Origin of the sequence: Erwinia aeris (genome assembly GCF_041224955.1) — a bacterium.
Taxonomy (GTDB): Bacteria; Pseudomonadota; Gammaproteobacteria; order Enterobacterales; family Enterobacteriaceae; genus Erwinia; species Erwinia aeris.
In genome coordinates this window covers 16,022-35,876 of record NZ_JBGFFX010000014.1, presented here as the reverse complement: position 1 = coordinate 35,876, position 19,855 = coordinate 16,022, and the positions used below count along the sequence as shown (strand labels likewise).

At 62.7% G+C, this 19,855-nt stretch carries 1 protein-coding gene; it reads left to right on the top strand.

What is annotated here, in order from left to right:
* The first annotated feature begins 770 nt into the window (after positions 1 to 770).
* Positions 771 to 19,562, top strand: a complete 18,792-nt coding sequence (locus AB6T85_RS19425) for an Ig-like domain-containing protein (RefSeq protein WP_369896403.1) — start codon at positions 771 to 773, stop codon at positions 19,560 to 19,562.
* Positions 19,563 to 19,855 lie beyond the last annotated feature (293 nt).

Below are 19,855 nucleotides of genomic sequence, written 5' to 3'. Positions count from 1 at the left end.
AAACACTACTTTTTATCACATTTCGCTAAATTAAAGAAGAACGCGCCACGGGCAAGGCGCATATTATATCGCGACAAAACCATAGCGACGCGGGCGTTTGTGTTAAATAACCTGAAAAAAAGCCCCTGTTAATCAAATATTGAGGCTAAAGGTGATTTTACAGATAACTCCTGGTGGATAGCGCGCGATCTTCGCTTAACTCAAATCATTGGCTAAAGGTAAAAAAAACGTTTTGACGCGCTTTAGCTCCGCTTTACGCTCTTGCTGTTTTTTTGTACTGCCCCTGCCGTTTGCCTTTGCCGATTTCTGCACGCTGATATGAAAATTTGCGCGCGGTCAAAAAAAACGAGCCGCAGCAGCAGCAGAAAATTTTCTGGAAACTGTTACAGTTTTTACACTTCCTTAAAAAAATTCCTTAAGTTAAATCAATTTATTAATGCGTTATTTCATCAATTTTACTTGATAGTTGACAGTTTCCAGAATTGTAAACTAAGTCAAATTATAAATTATGTTTATCCTGTCGATAAATATTAATCAAGGCGAGTGGCGGGGTTTTTCATACTATCAGAAAGATAAAAGTTAAAAAAAATAGCGTATCAGCGCCTCTTTTTAGATTGTTTTTAACATTTCTACGCCGTCCGGAAATGTCGTTGCACCAGGTAAAGCCGCCTGCCCTCGGGTAAGGCGATCTATTACTTTGCGCGTAAAGCTGAAGGTTTTCTTCATGTTTACGTGCGAAACATCCAATGTCTGGTGTACACGAGGTTACTATGGCTCAGCTTACTGATGGCAGCGTGGAAATACTTTCGCGCGACGATGGCAGCATTCTTTCTCAGGTCGCAGCAGGGAATTCCAACAATACCATCCTCCTGAATCAACCCAGCGTAGTCCGCATTCATGGAACCCGCGCCATGGTGACCGAGTTCGAACGCCAGGGTAACGATCTCATCGTCCACATGCGTGACGGCAGCGTTAAACGCTATCAGCAATTCTTCCTGGATGACGTTGACGGCGATCACAGCGAGCTGGTTTTTGATGACGGCGTCAATCCGCCTGAGCACGCACTTTTCCCGGTCACCAACGAATTCGCCGATGCGCAGGCGGTGGTAGCGATTACGCCACAGTATGAGTCGCTTGGCTCGCTGGAACCGCTGCTGCTGGCTGATACCGGTGCTACCACCGGCGTTATCACCGCCGCAGGTATTGGCGCGCTTGGTCTTGGCGCAGCAGGCGTCGCCGCACTGGCGGGCGGCGGCGGTGGCGGTGGCGGCGGTGATGATGCAGTGACAGTAGCGCCATCCCTTACCGTCAATCCGTTAACCGGCGATAATACCCTGTCGACGGCGGAAAAAAATTCTGACCAGACGCTGAACGGCACCACCAGCGGCACGGAAGCGGGCAACACCGTTACCGTCTTGCTCAACGGCGTGACCTATACCACCACGGTCGGGGCAGACGGCAGCTGGAGCATCACCTTACCGGCCGCCGCGCTGGCTACGTTGCCGGAAGGCAGCAATACGCTGACCATCAGCGTGACCAACAATGCAGGCGCCACGGCGACCACCGCTGAAATCTTTACGGTAGAGGCCGGTGCGGTCACGCCGACCACGCCTTCCATCGCTATCGCCGCTTTTGCAGGTGACGACGTGCTGGATAACGGCGAGCAGCAGCAGGCGCAGATCATCAGCGGCACTACCACCAACGTGCAGCAGGGCCAGACCGTTACCGTTACCCTGAACGGCCAAACCTACACCACCACCGTTGACGGCAGCGGCGCGTGGAGCGTGGCCGTTCCGGCTGCGGCCGTGCAGGCGCTGGCGGCGGGCACCACGACCATTACCGCCACCGTTACCGATGCGGCGGGCGCGGCGGCAACCACCACGCACGATTTCACCGTTAACGCCCCGGCGACCGTACCGGCCATCACCATCGCTGCCTTTGCGGGCGACGACGTGCTGGACAACGGCGAGCAGCAGCAGGCGCAGACCATCAGCGGCACCACCACCAACGTGCAGCCGGGCCAGACCGTTACCGTTACCCTGAACGGGCAAACCTACACCGCCACCGTTGACGGCAGCGGCGCGTGGAGCGTGGCCGTTCCGGCTGCGGCCGTGCAGGCGCTGGCGGCGGGCACCGCGACCATTACCGCCACCGTTACCGATGCGGCGGGCGCGGCGGCAACCACCACGCACGATTTCACCGTTAGCGCCCCGGCTACCGCTCCGGCCATCACCATCGCCGCCTTTGCGGGCGACGACGTGCTGGACAACGGCGAGCAGCAGCAGGCGCAGATCATCAGCGGCACCACCACCAACGTGCAGCAGGGCCAGACCGTTACCGTTACCCTGAACGGCCAAACCTACACCGCCACCGTTGACGGCAGCGGCGCGTGGAGCGTGACCGTTCCGGCTGGCGCCTTACAGGCGCTGGCGGCGGGCACCACGACCATTACCGCCACCGTTACCGATGCGGCGGGCGCGGCGGCAACCACCACGCACGATTTCACCGTACCAGCCTTTGGCATCGGCAGCATTAGCGTTAATGCGCCGGGCGGCGACGGCTATCTCAGTATTACCGAAGCGCAGTCCGATCTCACCGTTTCCGGCTCTTCAGCCGATCTTCCTGCCGGCACGGTTATCCGGGTATCGCTGGGCGGGCGCGAATATACTGCCACCGTGGCGGCAGACGGCAGCTGGAGCGCCACCATCCCCGCCGCCGATCTGCAACAGCTGTCGCAGGGTCAGAATCTCATTATCGCGTCAGCCACCCTGGCGGACGGCACCGTCGTACAAAATGGCTCTGCCGCTTCGCTTAACATTATTACCACCGAACCGAACGCCGGGCTTAATGTGCCCTTCGGCGACAGCGTTATCAGCGGCAGTGAAGCGGGCGCCGATCAGACGCTGACCGGCAATACCGGCGTGGCGGGCGCAGGCCAGTCGGTCACAGCGACAATAGGCGGCACGGACTATACCGGCACGGTCAACAACGACGGCAGCTGGAGCGTGACGCTGCCAGCCGGCTCGCTGCAAAACCTGCCGCAGGGCAGCAACGATATCACCGTAGTGATTACCGATCCGGCAGGCAACAGCAGCACCTCGACCACGCCGGTAAACGTAGCGACCGCCGCGCCAGCTCTTACCGTTACGCCACCGGATGCGACGCTGAACCAGGACGATGTGACCCAGCCGCTGATCCTGAGCGGCGTCAGCGCTGACAGTCAGAGCGTCACCGTCACGCTGAACGGCGTGACCTATAACACCACCGTTAACCCGGACGGCAGCTGGAACGTGAATATTCCGGCTTCCGATCTGCAACAGCTTGCCGATGGTGATTACACGCTGGGCGTGGTCGCTACCGACGGTTACGGCAACAGCACCACGCAAAATATTCCGCTGGCCGTGGACGCCACGCCGCCGACGGCGACGGTTAATCCGCTGGGCGGTGACGGCTATGTGAATGCGGGCGAAGTCGGTCAGCCGCTGGTTATTACCGGCACCACCCAGCCGGGCAGCACGGTGCTGGTGCGTTTTGACAGCGTTGACGTGCCCGCCACTGTCGACCCGGTTACCGGCGCCTGGACGGCGACGTTAAGCCCGGACAGCCAGGCCGCCATTGCTGACGGCACTTACGTCGTCACCGTCGTTACCACCGATGCGGCCGGTAACGCCAGCGAGACCTATACCACTGTAACCTATGCAACCACCACGCCGATCGTGACGGTTAATGAACTCACCGCCGACGGCTCGCTGAACAGCGCAGAAGTCACGGTCGATCAGGTGCTGACCGGGACGGCCACTAATGTCGCCCCAGGCAGCCCCGTGACCCTGCAGCTGGCAGACGGCACAATCTTTACCGGCAGCATTGAGCCGGGCGGCAACTGGAATATCACGCTGCCTGCGGCCACGCTAACGGCGCTGGCGAACGGCACGCAAAACTATACCGTTAGCGTCAGCGATGCGGCGGGCAATACCGGCAACGCCACCGGCAGTTTTGCGGTGGCCGTTGATAACACCGTGGCCGCGCTGGCTATTGCGCCGGTCAGCGGCGATAACGCTATTAACGCGACAGAAGCGCAGGCGGATCTGGTTATCAGCGGCAGCAGCGCTGGCCTTGCCGCCGCCACGCCGCTGACGGTTACCTTTAACGGCGTGGATTACGCCTCTACGGTTAATCCGGACGGCAGCTGGACGGTAACCGTGCCTGCCGCCGCCTTGACCGGCATTGCCAACGGCAGCTATGCCGTTACCGTGACGGGCACGGACGCCAACAGCAATCCGATCGCCGGCACCAGCGACGTGAACGTGCGTACGTCGTTCCCGACAGAAATCATCCTTAACTCGCCGTTTGGCGACGGCGTGCTGAACGCGGCTGAAAGCACGGCGGCGCAAACGCTGACGGGCAATACCGGCGTCAACTTCCCGGATCAGGCGGTAACGGTAACCGTTGACGGCGTAAGTTATCCCGCTACCGTCGATACCCTTACCGGCAGCTGGAGCGTGGCGCTGCTGCCGCCGGCGCTGGCCTCGCTACAGGACGGCACCGCAGATATTGTCGTTACCGTTACGGATTCGCTGGGCAATACGGCCAGCTCAACCACGCCGATCGTGGTCGATACCGCCGCGCCAGCGTTGGACGTCGCCATTCCGGGCGATAACGGCGTGATTAACGCGCAGGCGCAGAACCAGCCGCTGACCGTGAGCGGCACGGCGGAAGCGGGCAGCACGCTCAGCATAGTGCTGGCGGGCGTCACTTATTTGACCGGCGCGGATGCGGACGGCAACTGGAGCCTGGCGATTTCGCCTTCCGCGCTACAGTCGCTGCCGGACGGTAAATATGATATTACCGTGACCGCTACGGACGCGGGTGGTAACCAGACCACCTCATTGACGCCGGTAACCCTGGATACCGCGACGCCTGCGTTGACCATTGCACCGGTTTCCGGCGACGGCTATCTGAACGCGGCGGAACACGACGCCGCGCTCAGCGTAGCGGGCACGGCCGATGCGGGATCGGCGATTGTCGTTACGCTTAATAACGTTACCTATAACGCCGTGTCCGACGCCAACGGCAACTGGAGCGTCAGCGTGCCTGCTGGCGACGTCAATGCGCTGACGGACGGCACCTATGCGGTGAGCGTGCAGGCCACGGACAGCGCGGGCAACGCTACGTCAAGCCTGCAACCGCTGACGGTAGTGGCGGGCGCGGGCGCGCAGCCAACGATCGCCGTAGACGCCTTCACGGGCGACGGCGTGCTGGACGGCGCGGAGCAGGATCTCAATCAGCTGGTTACCGGGACTACGACTAACGTTCAGGCAGGCCAGATCGTTACGCTGACCATGAACGGCGCGCAGTATACGGGTACCGTACAGGCGGACGGCAGCTACAGCGTGCTGGTGCCGGCTACGGCCTATTACGGACTGGCCAACGGCACGCAAACCTTTACCGTTGATGTAGCCGACGTCGCGGGCAATCCGGCCACGGCGACCAGCGGCTATACCATCGATAATACCTTTAGCTCAATTGCTATTGGCGTCATCAGCGATGATAACGCTATCAACACCGTCGAAGCGCAAAACCCGCTGGTGATCCACGGCAGCACCCGCTTTGTCGCCTTTGGTGCGCGCATCCTGGTGCGCTTTAACAATGCGGATTATGAAACCACCGCCAATAATGACGGCAGCTGGAGCGTGACCGTTCCGGCCAGCGCGCTGAGCGGCCTGCCTGACGGCAACCAGACGATCACCGCGACGGCGACCGACGTTAACGGCAACCAGATCGCTACCACGCAGAGCCTGGATTCCGCTATTAATCCAGACTTTACCGTGACGCTGAACGAGCCGTTTATCGATGGTGCGCTGAACGGCACAGAGGCGCTCAGCGACCAGTCCCTTTCCGGCTCGACCGGCATTACCGGCAGCGGCCAGGCCGTTAGCCTGCTGCTGAACGGCATCACCTATACGGCAAACGTGGATGCGGACGGCAACTGGTCGGTCACGCTGCCCAATGCGGTGCTGCAAGGCCTGCCGCAGGGCGATAACACGCTGACCGTGACCGCCACCGATCCGGCTGGCAATACTTCTTCACTGACCAATACCTTTACCGTAGATACCTCAACGCCGACGCTGACGCTGAATGCGCTGGCGGAAGATAACCGCCTGAGCCTGGCGGAGCAGGGCCAGGCGCTGACGGTAACGGGCGACGGCGAGCCGGGCAACGTGGTCACGCTGGTGCTGAACACCACCACCTATACCGCGACGGTGACCGGCACCGGCAGCTGGAGCATTGAGCTGCCGGCGGCGGCGCTGCTGGCGTTAACCGACGGCAGCTATCCTGTTTCGGTCAGCGTGGTTGATGCGGCAGGCAACGTCTCTGCGCTGACCCGCACGCTGGATGTGGATCTGACGCCGCCAGCGTTGACGGTGAACCCCGTCTCCGGCGATGGCTATCTTAACGCTGCCGACACCAGCCAGCCGCTGGTGGTCAGCGGTACGGGCGAAACCGGCAACACTATCGCCGTCGAGCTGAACGGCACCGTTTACAACACTATTGTTGGCGCTAACGGTCAGTGGACGCTGACCGTGCCCAACACGGCGGTAAATACGCTGGCGGAAGGTAACTATACGCTTGCCGTTACCGCCAGCGATGCGGCCGGTAACGTGACCACCGCCAGCACGCCGCTGGTGGTGGATACCAGCGCGCCGGTTATTGCCGTTAACGATCTGACCGCTAACAATATTATCGACGGCGCGGAACAGCAGACCGACCAGCTGCTCAGCGGGACGGTAACCAATGCGGAAGTGGGGCAAACGGTCACCGTAACGCTTAACGGTGCCGATTATGTGACCACGGTGCAAACCGGCGGCGGCTGGCAGGTGGCGATCCCGGCCGCCGATCTGAGCGCGCTGGCCAACGGCACGCAGACGCTCAGCGTCACCGTGGCCGATCTGGCAGGCAACAGCAGTACCGTTGCCAAAACCTTTACCGTCGACAGTACGCTCAGCAGCGTGGCGTTCGATCCGCTCAGCGGCGACGGCTATCTGAACGCGCTTGAGGCGCAGACGGATCTGACCGTTACCGGCTCTACGGCGAACGTGGCGGCTGGCAGCACGGTCACCTTTACGCTCGGCGGCCAAACCTACACCGGCACCGTAGCGGCAAACGGCAGCTGGACGGCGACTATCCCGGCAGCAGATTTGCAGGCGCTGGCAGAAGGGCCGCAAACCGCGACGGCCAGCGTTATCGCGCAGAACGGCAATACCGTGACCAGCGAAAACACGCTGAACGTATACGTCGATCGCGTGCCGGATCCCACGCTGCAAACGCCGTTTATTGACGGCACCCTGACCGGCCAGGAAGCGGGCGTCACGCAGACGCTGACCGGCACCACGGGGCAGGAAGGCGTTGGTCAGACCGTAACGGTCAATATCGGCGGCACCGATTATGCCGCCACCGTTAACAGCTCCGGCGTCTGGACGCTGGATCTGGCGCCGGCGGTGCTTCAGGCGCTGCCGCAGGGACAGTCTGCCGTGACGGTGACGGTCACCGACGTGGCGGGCAACGTTTCCGCCATTACGCCAGCGCCAGTTATCACCGTGGCCACTGCGCTGCCAACGCTGACGCTGGATCCGGTCGCAGGCGTCGATAACATTATCAACGCCGACGAGCAGGGCGCAGCGCTGGCTATCAGCGGCACGGGCACGGCTGACAATGACGTTACCGTTACGCTGAACGGCGTAACCTATACCACCACGGTCAATACGGACGGCAGCTGGAGCGTAACCGTTCCGGCGACCGATCTGGCGGCGCTGGCCGACGGCCCTTATGCGCTGCAGGTCAGCACCAGCGATGCCTTTGGCAATACCGCTACGCAAAACCTGGGTCTTTCCGTGGATACCGCGACGCCAGCCTTTACGGTGGATCCGGTCACCGGCGACAACACCATTGACCAGGTCGAGCAGGGCCAGGCGCAGAACATTACCGGCAGCGGCAGCGAAGGCGACACTATCTCCGTTACGCTGGGCGGCGCTACCTATACCACTACCGTCGGCACTGGCGGACAGTGGACGATTAGCGTACCGGCCAGCACGCTGGCTAACCTCACGGAAGGCGCTAATACGCTGACCGTAACGGCGACCTCGCCTGCGGGCAACGTCGCGAGCCAGGACACCACGCTGACGCTGGATACGGCGGTAGACGTGACCCTGATTATCAATGCCGTTTCCGGCGATGATTTAATCAACGCCGCCGAAGCCGCCCAGGGCTTTACCGTGACCGGCAGCGTGCCTGATGACACCAGCACGGTAGTCGTAAGCTTTAACGGCACGGATTATCCGGCGACCGTGGGCGCAAACGGCCTGTGGAGCGCGGCGATCCCGGCCGCGGCGCTGGCGGGCGTAGCGGACGGTGATTACACCCTGACCGTCACCGCCTCGCCTGCCAGCGGCGGCAGCCTGTCGCTGCCTCACGCCATTACCATAGATACCGCTGCGCCAGTTCTGACCGTTGCGGCTATCGCTGAAGACAACTTCCTGAACGCCGCCGAACAGGGTCAGCCGCTGGCTATTACCGGCACCGGCGAAGCGGGCGACAGCGTGCGCGTGGCGCTGAACGGCAGCGTCTATACCGCCACCGTAGACGGCGACGGCAACTGGACGGTTACGGTTCCCGCGACGGCGACTATTGCTTTAACCGGCGGCAGCTATCCGGTCACCGTCACCGCGACGGATCCGGCGGGCAACGCCGTCACGCAAACCAGCGCGCTGGTTGTGGATGTCAGCACGCCTGTGCTGACGGTTAATCCGCTGAGCGGCGACGGTATCCTGAACGCCGAAGAGCAGGCGCAGCCGCTGACCGTTAGCGGCACGGCAGAGAACGGTTCAACCGTTACCGTCACGCTGGAGGGCACGGACTACACCGCCACGGCAGGCGCTAACGGCCAGTGGTCGCTGGCTATTCCGGCTGCGGATCTGGCCGGGCTGGCCAACGGCGACTACACCCTGACCGTAGCGACCGCCGACGCGGCAGGCAACGTGACGACTCAGGAGAGCACGCTGACGGTAGTGGCCGATGCCGCTACGCTGCCAACGCTGACGCTGGACAATTTTGCGGGCAACAACATTCTGGACGGCGCAGAGCAGCAGGTCAGCCAGGCAATCAGCGGTACCACCACTAACGTCCAGGCGGGCCAGGTGGTGACGGTGACGCTGAACGGCTCGGTTTACAGCGGTCTGGTGCAGGATAGCGGTGCCTGGAGCGTTACTATTCCTGCTGCCGTATTGGCAGAGCTGGCGGGCACGCAGACCTATAGCGTTTCCGTAGGCGATGCGGCGGGCAATGGGGTTACCGCCAGCGGCAGTTTTAGCGTCAATACCGATATCAGTTCTGTAGCGATTAATCCGCTTAGCGATGACGGTTACCTGAACGCGACGGAGGCGCAAAGCGAACTGACCATGAGCGGCACGGTTTCTAACGTGCCGGAAGGCAATACCGTGACGGTGACCCTGAACGGCATTGACTACACCACTACGGTAACGACGGGCGGTACGTGGAGCCTGACGGTACCGGCGGCGGATCTGGCGGCGCTGCCTGAAGGCCCGGCGACCGTCAGCGCCAGCGTGCCTGACGTGGACGGCAACGCCGTGACCAACGAGGCGACGCTGAACGTGGCGACCACGCTGCCGACGCTGGCTATCGAGACGCCGTTTACCGACGGCGCGCTGAATGCAGGCGAGGCGGGAGCGACGCAGACGCTGACCGGTACGACCGGCCTCACGGGCGACGGCCAGAACGTCAGCATCGCCATTAACGGCAATACCTATGCCGGTACCGTTGACGGCGACGGCAACTGGCGCGTCGTTCTGTCGCCGGAAGTGCTACAGGCGCTGCCGCAGGGCGATACCCTGGCGACCGTTGCCGTCAGCGATGCGGCGGGCAACTCGGCGACTGCTCCGCTGACCTTGAGCGTGGATACGCTGCCGCCTGCGGTTGCGGTTAACGCTATCGCTGGCGACAACATTCTTAACGCGGCGGAACAGGGCAGCGATCTGCCTGTTAGCGGCACAGGTGAAGCTAATGCCGCTATCGTGGTGACGCTGAACGGCATCGACTACACCACTACGGTGGGCACGGATGGCCAGTGGACGGTAACGGTGCCGGCAGCCGATCTGGCCGCGCTGGCGGACGGCAGCTATGTGATCACCACTACCGTGACCGATCCGGCAGGCAACAGCGCAACCGCCGACAGCCCGCTGACGGTTAAAGCCAGCGCGGCCGCGCTGCCAACCCTTTCTGTCGATCCTTTCACCGGCAACGATACGCTTAACGGCGCCGAACAGCAGACTACGCAATATCTCAGCGGTACGACCACTAACGTCGAGGCTGGGCAGCAGCTGACCGCCACGCTTAACGGCGTGGCTTACACCACGCGCGTGCTGGCCAGCGGTGCATGGCGCGTGGCGATCCCTTCTTCCGCGCTGGCGACGCTGGCTGACGGCACGGCGACCTTCAGCGTGGCGGTCAGCGACGCGGCGGGCAATCCGATCACCGTCAGTCATGATGTAACCGTGGACAGCACGGCGGCGGGCATCAGCCTCGATCCACTCAGCACCGACGGCTACCTGAACGCTGCGGAAGCCCAGGATGCGCTGATTGTTACCGGCACCACCACCGGCCTGGTGCAGGGCGCGCCGGTGACCGTCACCTTTAACGGACAAACTTTTACCGGCGTGGTCGGCACCGGCGGCACCTGGAACGCCGTGATCCCGGCCGCCTCGCTGGCTGGCCTGGCGGACGGTGCTAACACGCTGACCGTCACCGCGACCGATGCCAGCGGCGCTACGGCAACCGGCACCGCTACGCTGAACGTGCAGGTCAACGATTTGCCTGCGGTCGCGGCGGATACGCCATTTAACGGCGGCGTGCTGAACGGCGCACAGGCGGCGACGGATCAGACGCTGACCGGTTCTACTGGCGTAACGGGCGACGGGCAAACCGTTGCCGTGGCGGTGGGCGATACCACCTATACCGGCACTGTAGACGCGAACGGCAACTGGAGCGTCACTATCCCGACCGCTGAACTTCAGGCGTTGCCGCAGGGCGCAAACGCGCTACAGGTTACCGTAGCCGATGCGGCCGGCAACGCCAGCACGGTGGCGGTACCGGTCACCGTGGATACCGTCGCGCCGACCCTGACGCTTAATCCGGTGGCGGGCGACGGCGTGGTCAACGGTAGCGAAGCAGCGGCGGATATCACCGTCAGCGGCGGCAGCACCGGCGCGGAAGAAGGTCAGCTGGTCACGGTTTCGCTGAACGGCCAGACTTACACCACCGCCATCGCGGCGGACGGCAGCTGGAGCCTTGCGCTGCCGGCCGGTCTGCTTCAGACGTCGCCGAACGGCACTTATCCTGTTACCGTTTCCCTTAGCGACGCGGCGGGCAACACGGCCTCAACCGCTGCCGATATCACGCTGTCGACCGTGGCGCTACAGCCAACGCTGGATACGCCATTTATCGACAGCTACGTCAACTTTACCGAGTCGCAGAGCGATCAGACGCTGAGCGGCACGACCGGGGCGACCGGCGCAGGCCAGACCGTAACGGTCAATATTGCCGGAACGGACTACACCGCCACGGTGGATAACGCCGGCAACTGGACGCTGCCGGTCAGCGCCGCCACGCTACAGGCGCTGGGCGAAGGCGTTCAGGGCATCACCGTGACCGCCACGGATGCCATCGGCAATACGGGCACCGCGACGACTTCTGTTAGCGTTGATTTGACTGCGCCAACGCTGACGGTCAATCCGGTCGCGGGCGATAACATTATCAACGCGGCGGAAAGCGTAGGGCCGGTAACCATTACGGGCACTGCTTCAGCCAGCGAAGCGGGCCAGCTGGTGACCGTCACCTTTAACGGCGTCGACTATCAACAGTCGGTGCAGGACGACGGCAACTGGACGGTCAATCTGCCCGCCAGCGTCACTCAGGGCATTGCGGACGGGACTTATCCAGTGAGCGTCAGCCTGACCGATGCGGCGGGCAACGTGTCTACTCAGGCGCTGACGGTCGTGGTCGATGCCAGCCTGGCAAGCCAGCCGACCGTGGCGCTGGATGCCATCAGCGGCGATAACTACCTTAATCAGAGCGAAGCGGGCGCGGATCTGGCCGTTACCGGCACCACCACCAACGTGACGGCAGGGCAGACCGTGACCGTCACGCTTAACGGCGTCGCCTATACGGCGCTGGTGCAGGCGGACGGCAGCTGGTCCGCGACGGTTCCGGCGGCGGATCTTGCCGCGCTGACCGACGGCGCGCAAACGCTGACCGCCACGGTCGCCGATGTGGCGGGCAACACGGGCAGCAATTTCGCGGAGTTTACCGTGGTCGCCCAGGCCGCCAGCCTGCCGACTATCTCAATCGATCCGGTCACCAGCGACGATGTGGTCAATAATCAGGAAGCGCAGAGCGATGTGCTGATCACCGGCTCCAGCCAGCGCATCCCGGAAGGCGGCACCGTGACGGTAACGCTGAACGGCGCGACCTATACCGGCACCGTTGACGCCGACGGCAACTGGAGCGCTACTGTGCCGGCTGCTGCGGTACAGGCGCTGACGCCGGGCGCCAATACGCTGACCGCCAGCGGCAGCGACGTGGCGGGCAACGTGGCGACGACAGCGGATAACTTTACCGTTGATACCACCGCGCCGGTGCTGAACGTGGCGTTAAGCGCGGGCGTGGATAACGTGCTGAACGCGGCGGAAGCGGCGGCCGGTCTGGTCGTCAGCGGCACCACCGATGCGGGCCTGCCGGTGAGCGTCACCCTTAACGACAAGGTGTACGCGACCACGGCAGATGCGGACGGCAACTGGAGCCTGACTATCGCCAGTGGCGATCTGACGGCGCTGGGCGACGGCACCACTCCGCTCAGCGTGGCGGTAACCGACGCCAGCGGCAACGTCGCTACCAGCGTCACCAACCTGACCGTGGCGGTCAATGCGCTGCCGGCTCTGACGCTGAATACGCCGTTCGTCGATGGTCTGGTCAACGCGACCGAAGCGGCGGCAGAACAGACGCTGACCGGCACGGCGACCAACCTTGCCGTCGGCACGGCGGTAACGGTTACGCTTGGCGATCAAACCTTTACCGGCGCGGTCAATGCGGACGGCACATGGAGCGCCGCCGTGCCGGCAGGCACGCTTGCCGCCCTGACCGACGGGCTCTATCAGCTGACGGTCGCCAGCGCGGATGCAGCGGGCAACCCGGCGACGGCCGAAGCCAGCATAGAGGTGCTGGTCACGACGCTGCCGACGGCCGCGATCAATACGCCGTTTATTGACGGCCTGCTGAACGCTGGCGAAGCGGGCGTCGATCAGGTAATTAACGGCACCACCGGCATTACCGGCGCAGGCCAGACGGTTACGCTGAATATCGACGGCAACGCCATTGCCACTACGGTCGACGACAACGGCAACTGGACGGCCACGCTGACGCCTGCGCTGGCGGCCACGCTGGGCAACGGCGAGCACACCATTAACGTGACGGTTGCCGATGTGGCGGGCAACAGCAGCACCGATTCGCTGGCCTATACCGCTATCGTTACCGGACTGCCGGCGCCGACGCTGACCCAGCCTTTCGTCGATGGCATATTAAACGCCGCTGAGGCGGCAGCGGGCCAGACGCTGGCGGGCACCACCGGCATTACCGGTGCGCAAACTGTTAGCGTGGATATCAACGGCACCGCTTACCAGGCGAACGTCGATCCGGCTACGGGTGACTGGACGCTGCCTCTGGAGGCTGGCGTGCTCTCTGCGCTGCCGGACGGCACGCTGCCGATTACGGTGACGGTCACGGATGCCGTGGGCAACGTCGGGACGGCCGGCGATTCGGCACTGGTCGCCGTTAACGCGCTGCCGGCGGTCACCATCGACCTGCCGTTTACCGATGGCCTGCTCAACGTGGCTGAAGCTGCCACCACGCAGACGCTGAGCGGTAACACCGGGCTGGTCGCGGCGGGGCAGACGGTCACTGTTGCTATCGACGGCGGCGCGCCGCTAACGGCGACGGTCAACGCCAACGGCAACTGGACGCTCGATCTGACTTCGGCACAGCTGACCGCGCTGGGCAGCGGCACCCATACTTTTGCGGTCACCGCGACCGATACCGCAGGCAATGCCAGCACGGCCACGCTTGATTTTGACGCGCTGCTGGCGCTGCCGCAGCCGACCATCGGTTCACCGCTGTTTACCGACGATATCCTGAATATTGCCGAGGCGGGAACGGCTATCACTCTGGCGGGCACCACGGGCGTCACCGGAGCGAATCAGGGCGTGCAGCTGCAAATCGATGTAGCTGGTATTACTTATACCGGCAGCGTGGACGCCAACGGCAACTGGGCGGTGGCGCTACCAGCCGGGGCGCTGAGCGCGTTGGCTGACGGCGCGCACACCGTAGATGTTACCGTGATTGACGCGGCGGGCAATATCAATACCAGTTCGCTCGGCTTCACCGCCGCGCTGACCGCACCAACGCCGACGCTGGATGTGCCTTTTGATGATACCTGGCTTAACGCGGCCGACGTGGCTGCGGGCGTGGCGCTTACCGGCACTACCGGGCTGGCAGGCGCGGGCCAGGCCGTTACGGTCACGCTGGGCGGCGTTAACTACGACGCGACGGTAGATGCAGACGGCAACTGGACGCTGCCGCTCTCCACGGCGCAGCTGGGCGCGCTGGATCAGGGGCTGCAAAACTATACCGTGGTGGCGGCAGATATCGGTGGTAACACGGCGACGGCGACGGGCAGCTTTACCGTCGACACGTCCGTGCCAACCATCGCCATCACGCCATTCACCGGCGATGGGGCGCTGGACTATCTGGAAAGCCTGACCACCCAGACGCTGAGCGGCACCACGACCGGCGCGGGCGAAGGCCAGGTGGTGACGGTCACCATCGGCACGGCGACCGTGAGCAGCGTAGTAGCCGCAGACGGTAGCTGGTCGGTTAACCTGACGCCGGAAGCGCTGGCGCAGCTGGGCACGACCGGCGATACCGGCACCATCAACGCTTCGGTCGTGGATGTCGCAGGCAATACGGGCACCGCGACCGCTGCGGTCACGGTCGACCTGACGCCGCCTCCAACGCCGCTGCTGACGCTGGCGCCGGTTTCCGACGACAACATCATCAACAGCACGGACGGCGCGACGCTGACGCTGAGCGGAACATTCGCTAATCTGCCTGTTGACGGCGGCGGCGCGGTGACGGGAACCGTAGCGGTCAGCATCAACGGCGTGGCGCAGGCCGGAACGGCCGTGGTCAATAGCGTCGACGGTACCTGGACGCTCACCGTGCCGAACACGGCGGCGAATATCGCCGACGGCATCGCCACCGTAACCGCGACGCTGACCACCGATCAGAACACTACGCTGGAGGCAAGCAGCCAGGTGCTGGTGGATCGCTCCGTGCCTGTCGTCACCATCAACGCCTTTGCCGGCGACGACGTGCTGAACGGCGCGGAAGCGGCGGTTACCCAGATAATTAGCGGGACGGCGTCCGCCAGTGAGGCGGGCAGAGCGGTAACCCTCACGCTGAATGACAAGACCTATACGGCCATCGTTCAGGCGGACGGCAGCTGGTCTGCCACGCTGCCGTCAGGTGATTTGCAGGCGCTGGGCCAGGCGGGCCAAACTCTGACCGCCACGCTGACCGATGCGGCGGGCAACACCGGCACCATTACGCGCGACTTTACCGTAGACACCGGCGCGCCGCTGATTGCGGTGGACGCGCTGGTGGGCGATAACGTATTGAACGCTGCGGATATCCTGACCACTCAGGTAGTGACGGGAACAGCTAGCGGTGCCGAAGGCCAGACTATCGGCCTCTATCTGGGTGACGGCGCGCCGATCGCCACGGCGCTGGTCAATGCCGACGGCACCTTCAGCCTTGATCTGACGCCGGAGGTGTTGGGCAGCCTCACCGACGGCACGCTGGTGTTCGGCCTGCGGGTTAACGACGCCGCGGGCAACGCCACCGACGCCACGCTGACGGTAAATAAAGTGGTCAACGCGGCGCTGAATCTGGTGGTGGATTCCGTCTTCGGCGACGGCTTCCTGAACGCGGTCGACACCACGGTAGCGCAAACCATTACCGGTCTGGCCAGCTCCGCCGGGATTGGCGCGACCGTATCGCTGACGCTGGGCGGCACCACGCTGACGGCGGATGTCGGTCAGGATGGACGCTTCGCGTTGGTCGTACCGCCAAGCCTGCTTGGTTTGTTAAGCGATGGCGACACCGCGCTGAACATTGTGCTGACCGATGGCGCAGGCAACACCCGCACCGTGGGTGAAACCGTCACCGCCATTCTGGAAGCGCCGACCATCAGTGCCATCACCGGCCTGTTTGGCGGCGACAACCTGCTGAACATCGCCGAAGCGGCGCTGGCGCAGACGGTTGGCGGCACCATTGACGGCGCGGTCGGCTCCACGGTGACCGTGACGCTGGGCAGCAAAACCTACCAGACCACGCTTCAGGCGGGCGGCGCATGGAACGTGACTATTCCGCCGCTGGATCTGGCGGCGCTGACCACCGGCAACCAGACGCTGGGTGTCTCGGTGACCGATCCGGCGGGCAACACCTCGTCAACGTCGGCCACTATCGGCATCTTTACCGCCCAGCCATCCATTACGCTTAACCCAATCTTTGGCGACGGCATTCTGAATATCGCCGATGCGCTGGTTAACCAGACCATCAGCGGCACGGTCAATAACGTAGCGGCCGGTTCGACCATTAACCTGACGCTGGGCAATTCTACAGTGCAGGCGGCGGTAGGGCCGAACGGCGCCTTTACCGCCACGGTCACGCCGGACATTCTCGGTACGCTGACCAGCGGCACCCTGGCGGTGGGCGCCAGCGTGACCGATGCGGCAGGCAACATCGCCACCACCACCGGCAACCTGGTGGCCAAGCTGACCGCGCCGGTAGTCAATATCGCGCAGCTGTTTGGCGACGGCCTGCTTAACGCGGCGGATGCGGCGCTGGGCCAGACCATCGGCGGTACCATTACCAATGCCGAGCCGGGATCGCGGGTGGTGGTTAACGTAGCCGGGACGCAATTTGTGACCGCCACGGCAGCGGACGGCACCTTTAACGTGGCGCTAACGCCGACGTTATTGAAAGGGCTGCTGGACGGCAACCTGACCGTGGGCGTCAGCGTAACGGACAGCGCAGGCAACACTACTACCGCTAACGCCGGCGCGACGGTCGGCGTCAATACGCTGCCAACCGTGACGCTAAACCCGGTCTTTGGCGGCGATGGCGTGCTGAACCTGGTGGAATCGCTGGTCACGCAGACCATCAGCGGGACGGCCAGCAATGTAGCGCCGGGATCGACCGTTACCATCAACCTCGGCAACACCATTGTTACCACCACGGTCGGTGCGAACGGCGCCTATAGCGCCCAGGTGTCGCCTGCTCTGCTCAGCACGTTGCTGGACGGTAATCTTACCGTGGGCGTCGCCGTTACCGATGCGGTAGGCAACACCGCCAGCGCCAGCACGGGCGTGCGGGTTGGCATCCAGACTACGCCAACCCTGACGGTCAATACGGTATTCGGGGACAGCGTGCTCAGCGCCAACGATATCAACACCGTCCAGACCATCAGCGGTATAGCCCGTAACGTTACGGCTGGCTCCATTGTGACCGTCACGCTGAACGGTAAAACCTACACGGCGCCGGTTAACAGCAGCGGCGGCTGGACGCTGAACGTGCCGAAAGCCGATCTCAGCGCGCTGGCGAACGGCGTGCTGACGGTCAACGCCTCGGTAACGGACAGCTACGGCAACGTGGCGACCAATACCGGACAGCTGGTTGTGATTGCGCAGACGCCGCCGTCGGTCACCATCTCCAGCATCTTTGGCGATGGCCTGCTCAGCGCGGTCGATGCGCAAACCGCCCAGACGATTACCGGTTCGTCTACCAATGCCGAAGGCTCGATCCTGAACGTGCGCGTAGGCACCTCGACGTTGACCACCACTATCGGCGCGAACGGCACCTGGAGCGTGCTGGTGCCGGCCGCGACGCTGGCCGCGCTGCCGGATGGCAACGCGACGGTCACCGCCAGCGTAACCAATGCGGTAGGGAATATCGGTTCCGGTACCGATACGGCGGTGGTGAAAACCCATACGCTGCCAAGCGTGACTATTAATAACAGCACCATGTTTGGCGGCGACCACTACCTCAATCTGAGCGAGGCCAACACGCCGGCCACCATCAGCGGCAGCTCGGTTAATGCGGTCGGCAGTACGGTGACGGTTAATATTGCGGGCAACCTTTACACCACAACCGTGGGTTCTACAGGCGCATGGAGCGTCACGGTGCCTTCCGCCACGCTGAAAGGCATCGCCGACGGCAGCTATACCGTCACGGCTACCGTGTCCGATGTGGTAGGCAACACCGCCACAGGCAGTAATACCTTTACGGCCATTACCCATAACCTGCCGGCTATTGGCGTCGATCCGGTGCTGAGCCTGGTCAGCGTGCTGGTAACAGGGCTGACCGTGACCGGCGGCACGCTGAACCTGCCGCAGGGCACTACGCTGAGCGTCACGCTGAACGGTTCAACGCAGACCACCACCACGGATGCGCTTGGCCGCTATAGCGTGAAGTTCACCGGCGGCCTGTTAACCTCTATAAGCCTGAACTCTATCGTTACCGTAACCGCAGCAGATGTGGCAGGCAACCGCGCCACCACCAGCAATACCCTGCTGCTGGGATCGCTGTTGCCGGCTGCGGGCACCTCTTCTGCGGCGGCGGCAACGGCGCTGTTGGCAATGGCGGCGGATGATGCCACGGCTATCGCCTCTGCGGATACCAGCGACGCCGGCAACGCCTCTGTGGCTACGGCTTCCGCACAGGTGGCGACGGCGAACGCGGCACACAGCGAGTCAGACAGCGCGACGGCCAGCAGTACGGCGGATGCCACCACCACGACAGATGCCACCACCACGGCGGCGGCGACCACCACGACAGAGACTACGGCTACAGCGGATGCATCCGCTACGACCGCCGTAGCCGATGACGGCAGCTACAGCATCGGTGGGTTAATCGCGGCGCTGGCGGATGGTCAGACGGTAGAGGGTGCGTCGGTCGCGGGCAGCAGCGGCGAAGATACCGTAACGCTTAATACGCTGAACTTTACGCATATTGATGGCGGTGCGGGTACCGATACGCTGGTGCTCAACGGCGAGCATATGACGCTGGATCTCACCACGCTCGGGCTGAAGGTGGAGCATATCGAAATCATCAACTTAGGGCAAAGCGGCACCAACAGCGTCAAGCTGGATCTCAACGAGGCGCTGAATATTACCGATAAACAGACCGACGATCTGATGATCAAGGGGGTAACCGGCGATCAGGTCACGCTGGCTAACGGCGACGGCGGCACCTGGGCTGCCACTGCGCAGCGTACGGTAGACGGGCAGGTATTCGACGTTTACCACAACTCGGCGCTGGATGCGGCAAACACCCTGGGCGATGTGCTGATCCAGCATAATCTTCAGGTTCATCTGGTATAACAAGACCTTCCCTGCGCGAGGGCGGTATGGCTCGCGCAGGGAGGTTAACGTTAAGGAGGGTTTATCATTTGTAACAACAAAAAAAGCATAAACGAAAATAAAGAATGGCGAGGTTTTGTCATTTTTGCGTAAAGTGACGTTAAAGACATTAATAAGAAAAAATTGCCGTTTGGCACCACTTTCCAGATTTACGCCAGTAGTAAAGTGTGTATTAGCGGACTAGGTTATCCACTATCCAGCGTCGACTGCTCGCCTTTTTTTGACGATAAGTTATTGAGGTAAAAAGTGGTAAG

Excerpts from the sequence above, each read along its gene's own strand:
- AB6T85_RS19425 (WP_369896403.1), top strand. The coding sequence starts at position 771 with ATGGCTCAGCTTACTGATGGCAGCGTGGAAATACTTTCGCGCGACGAT.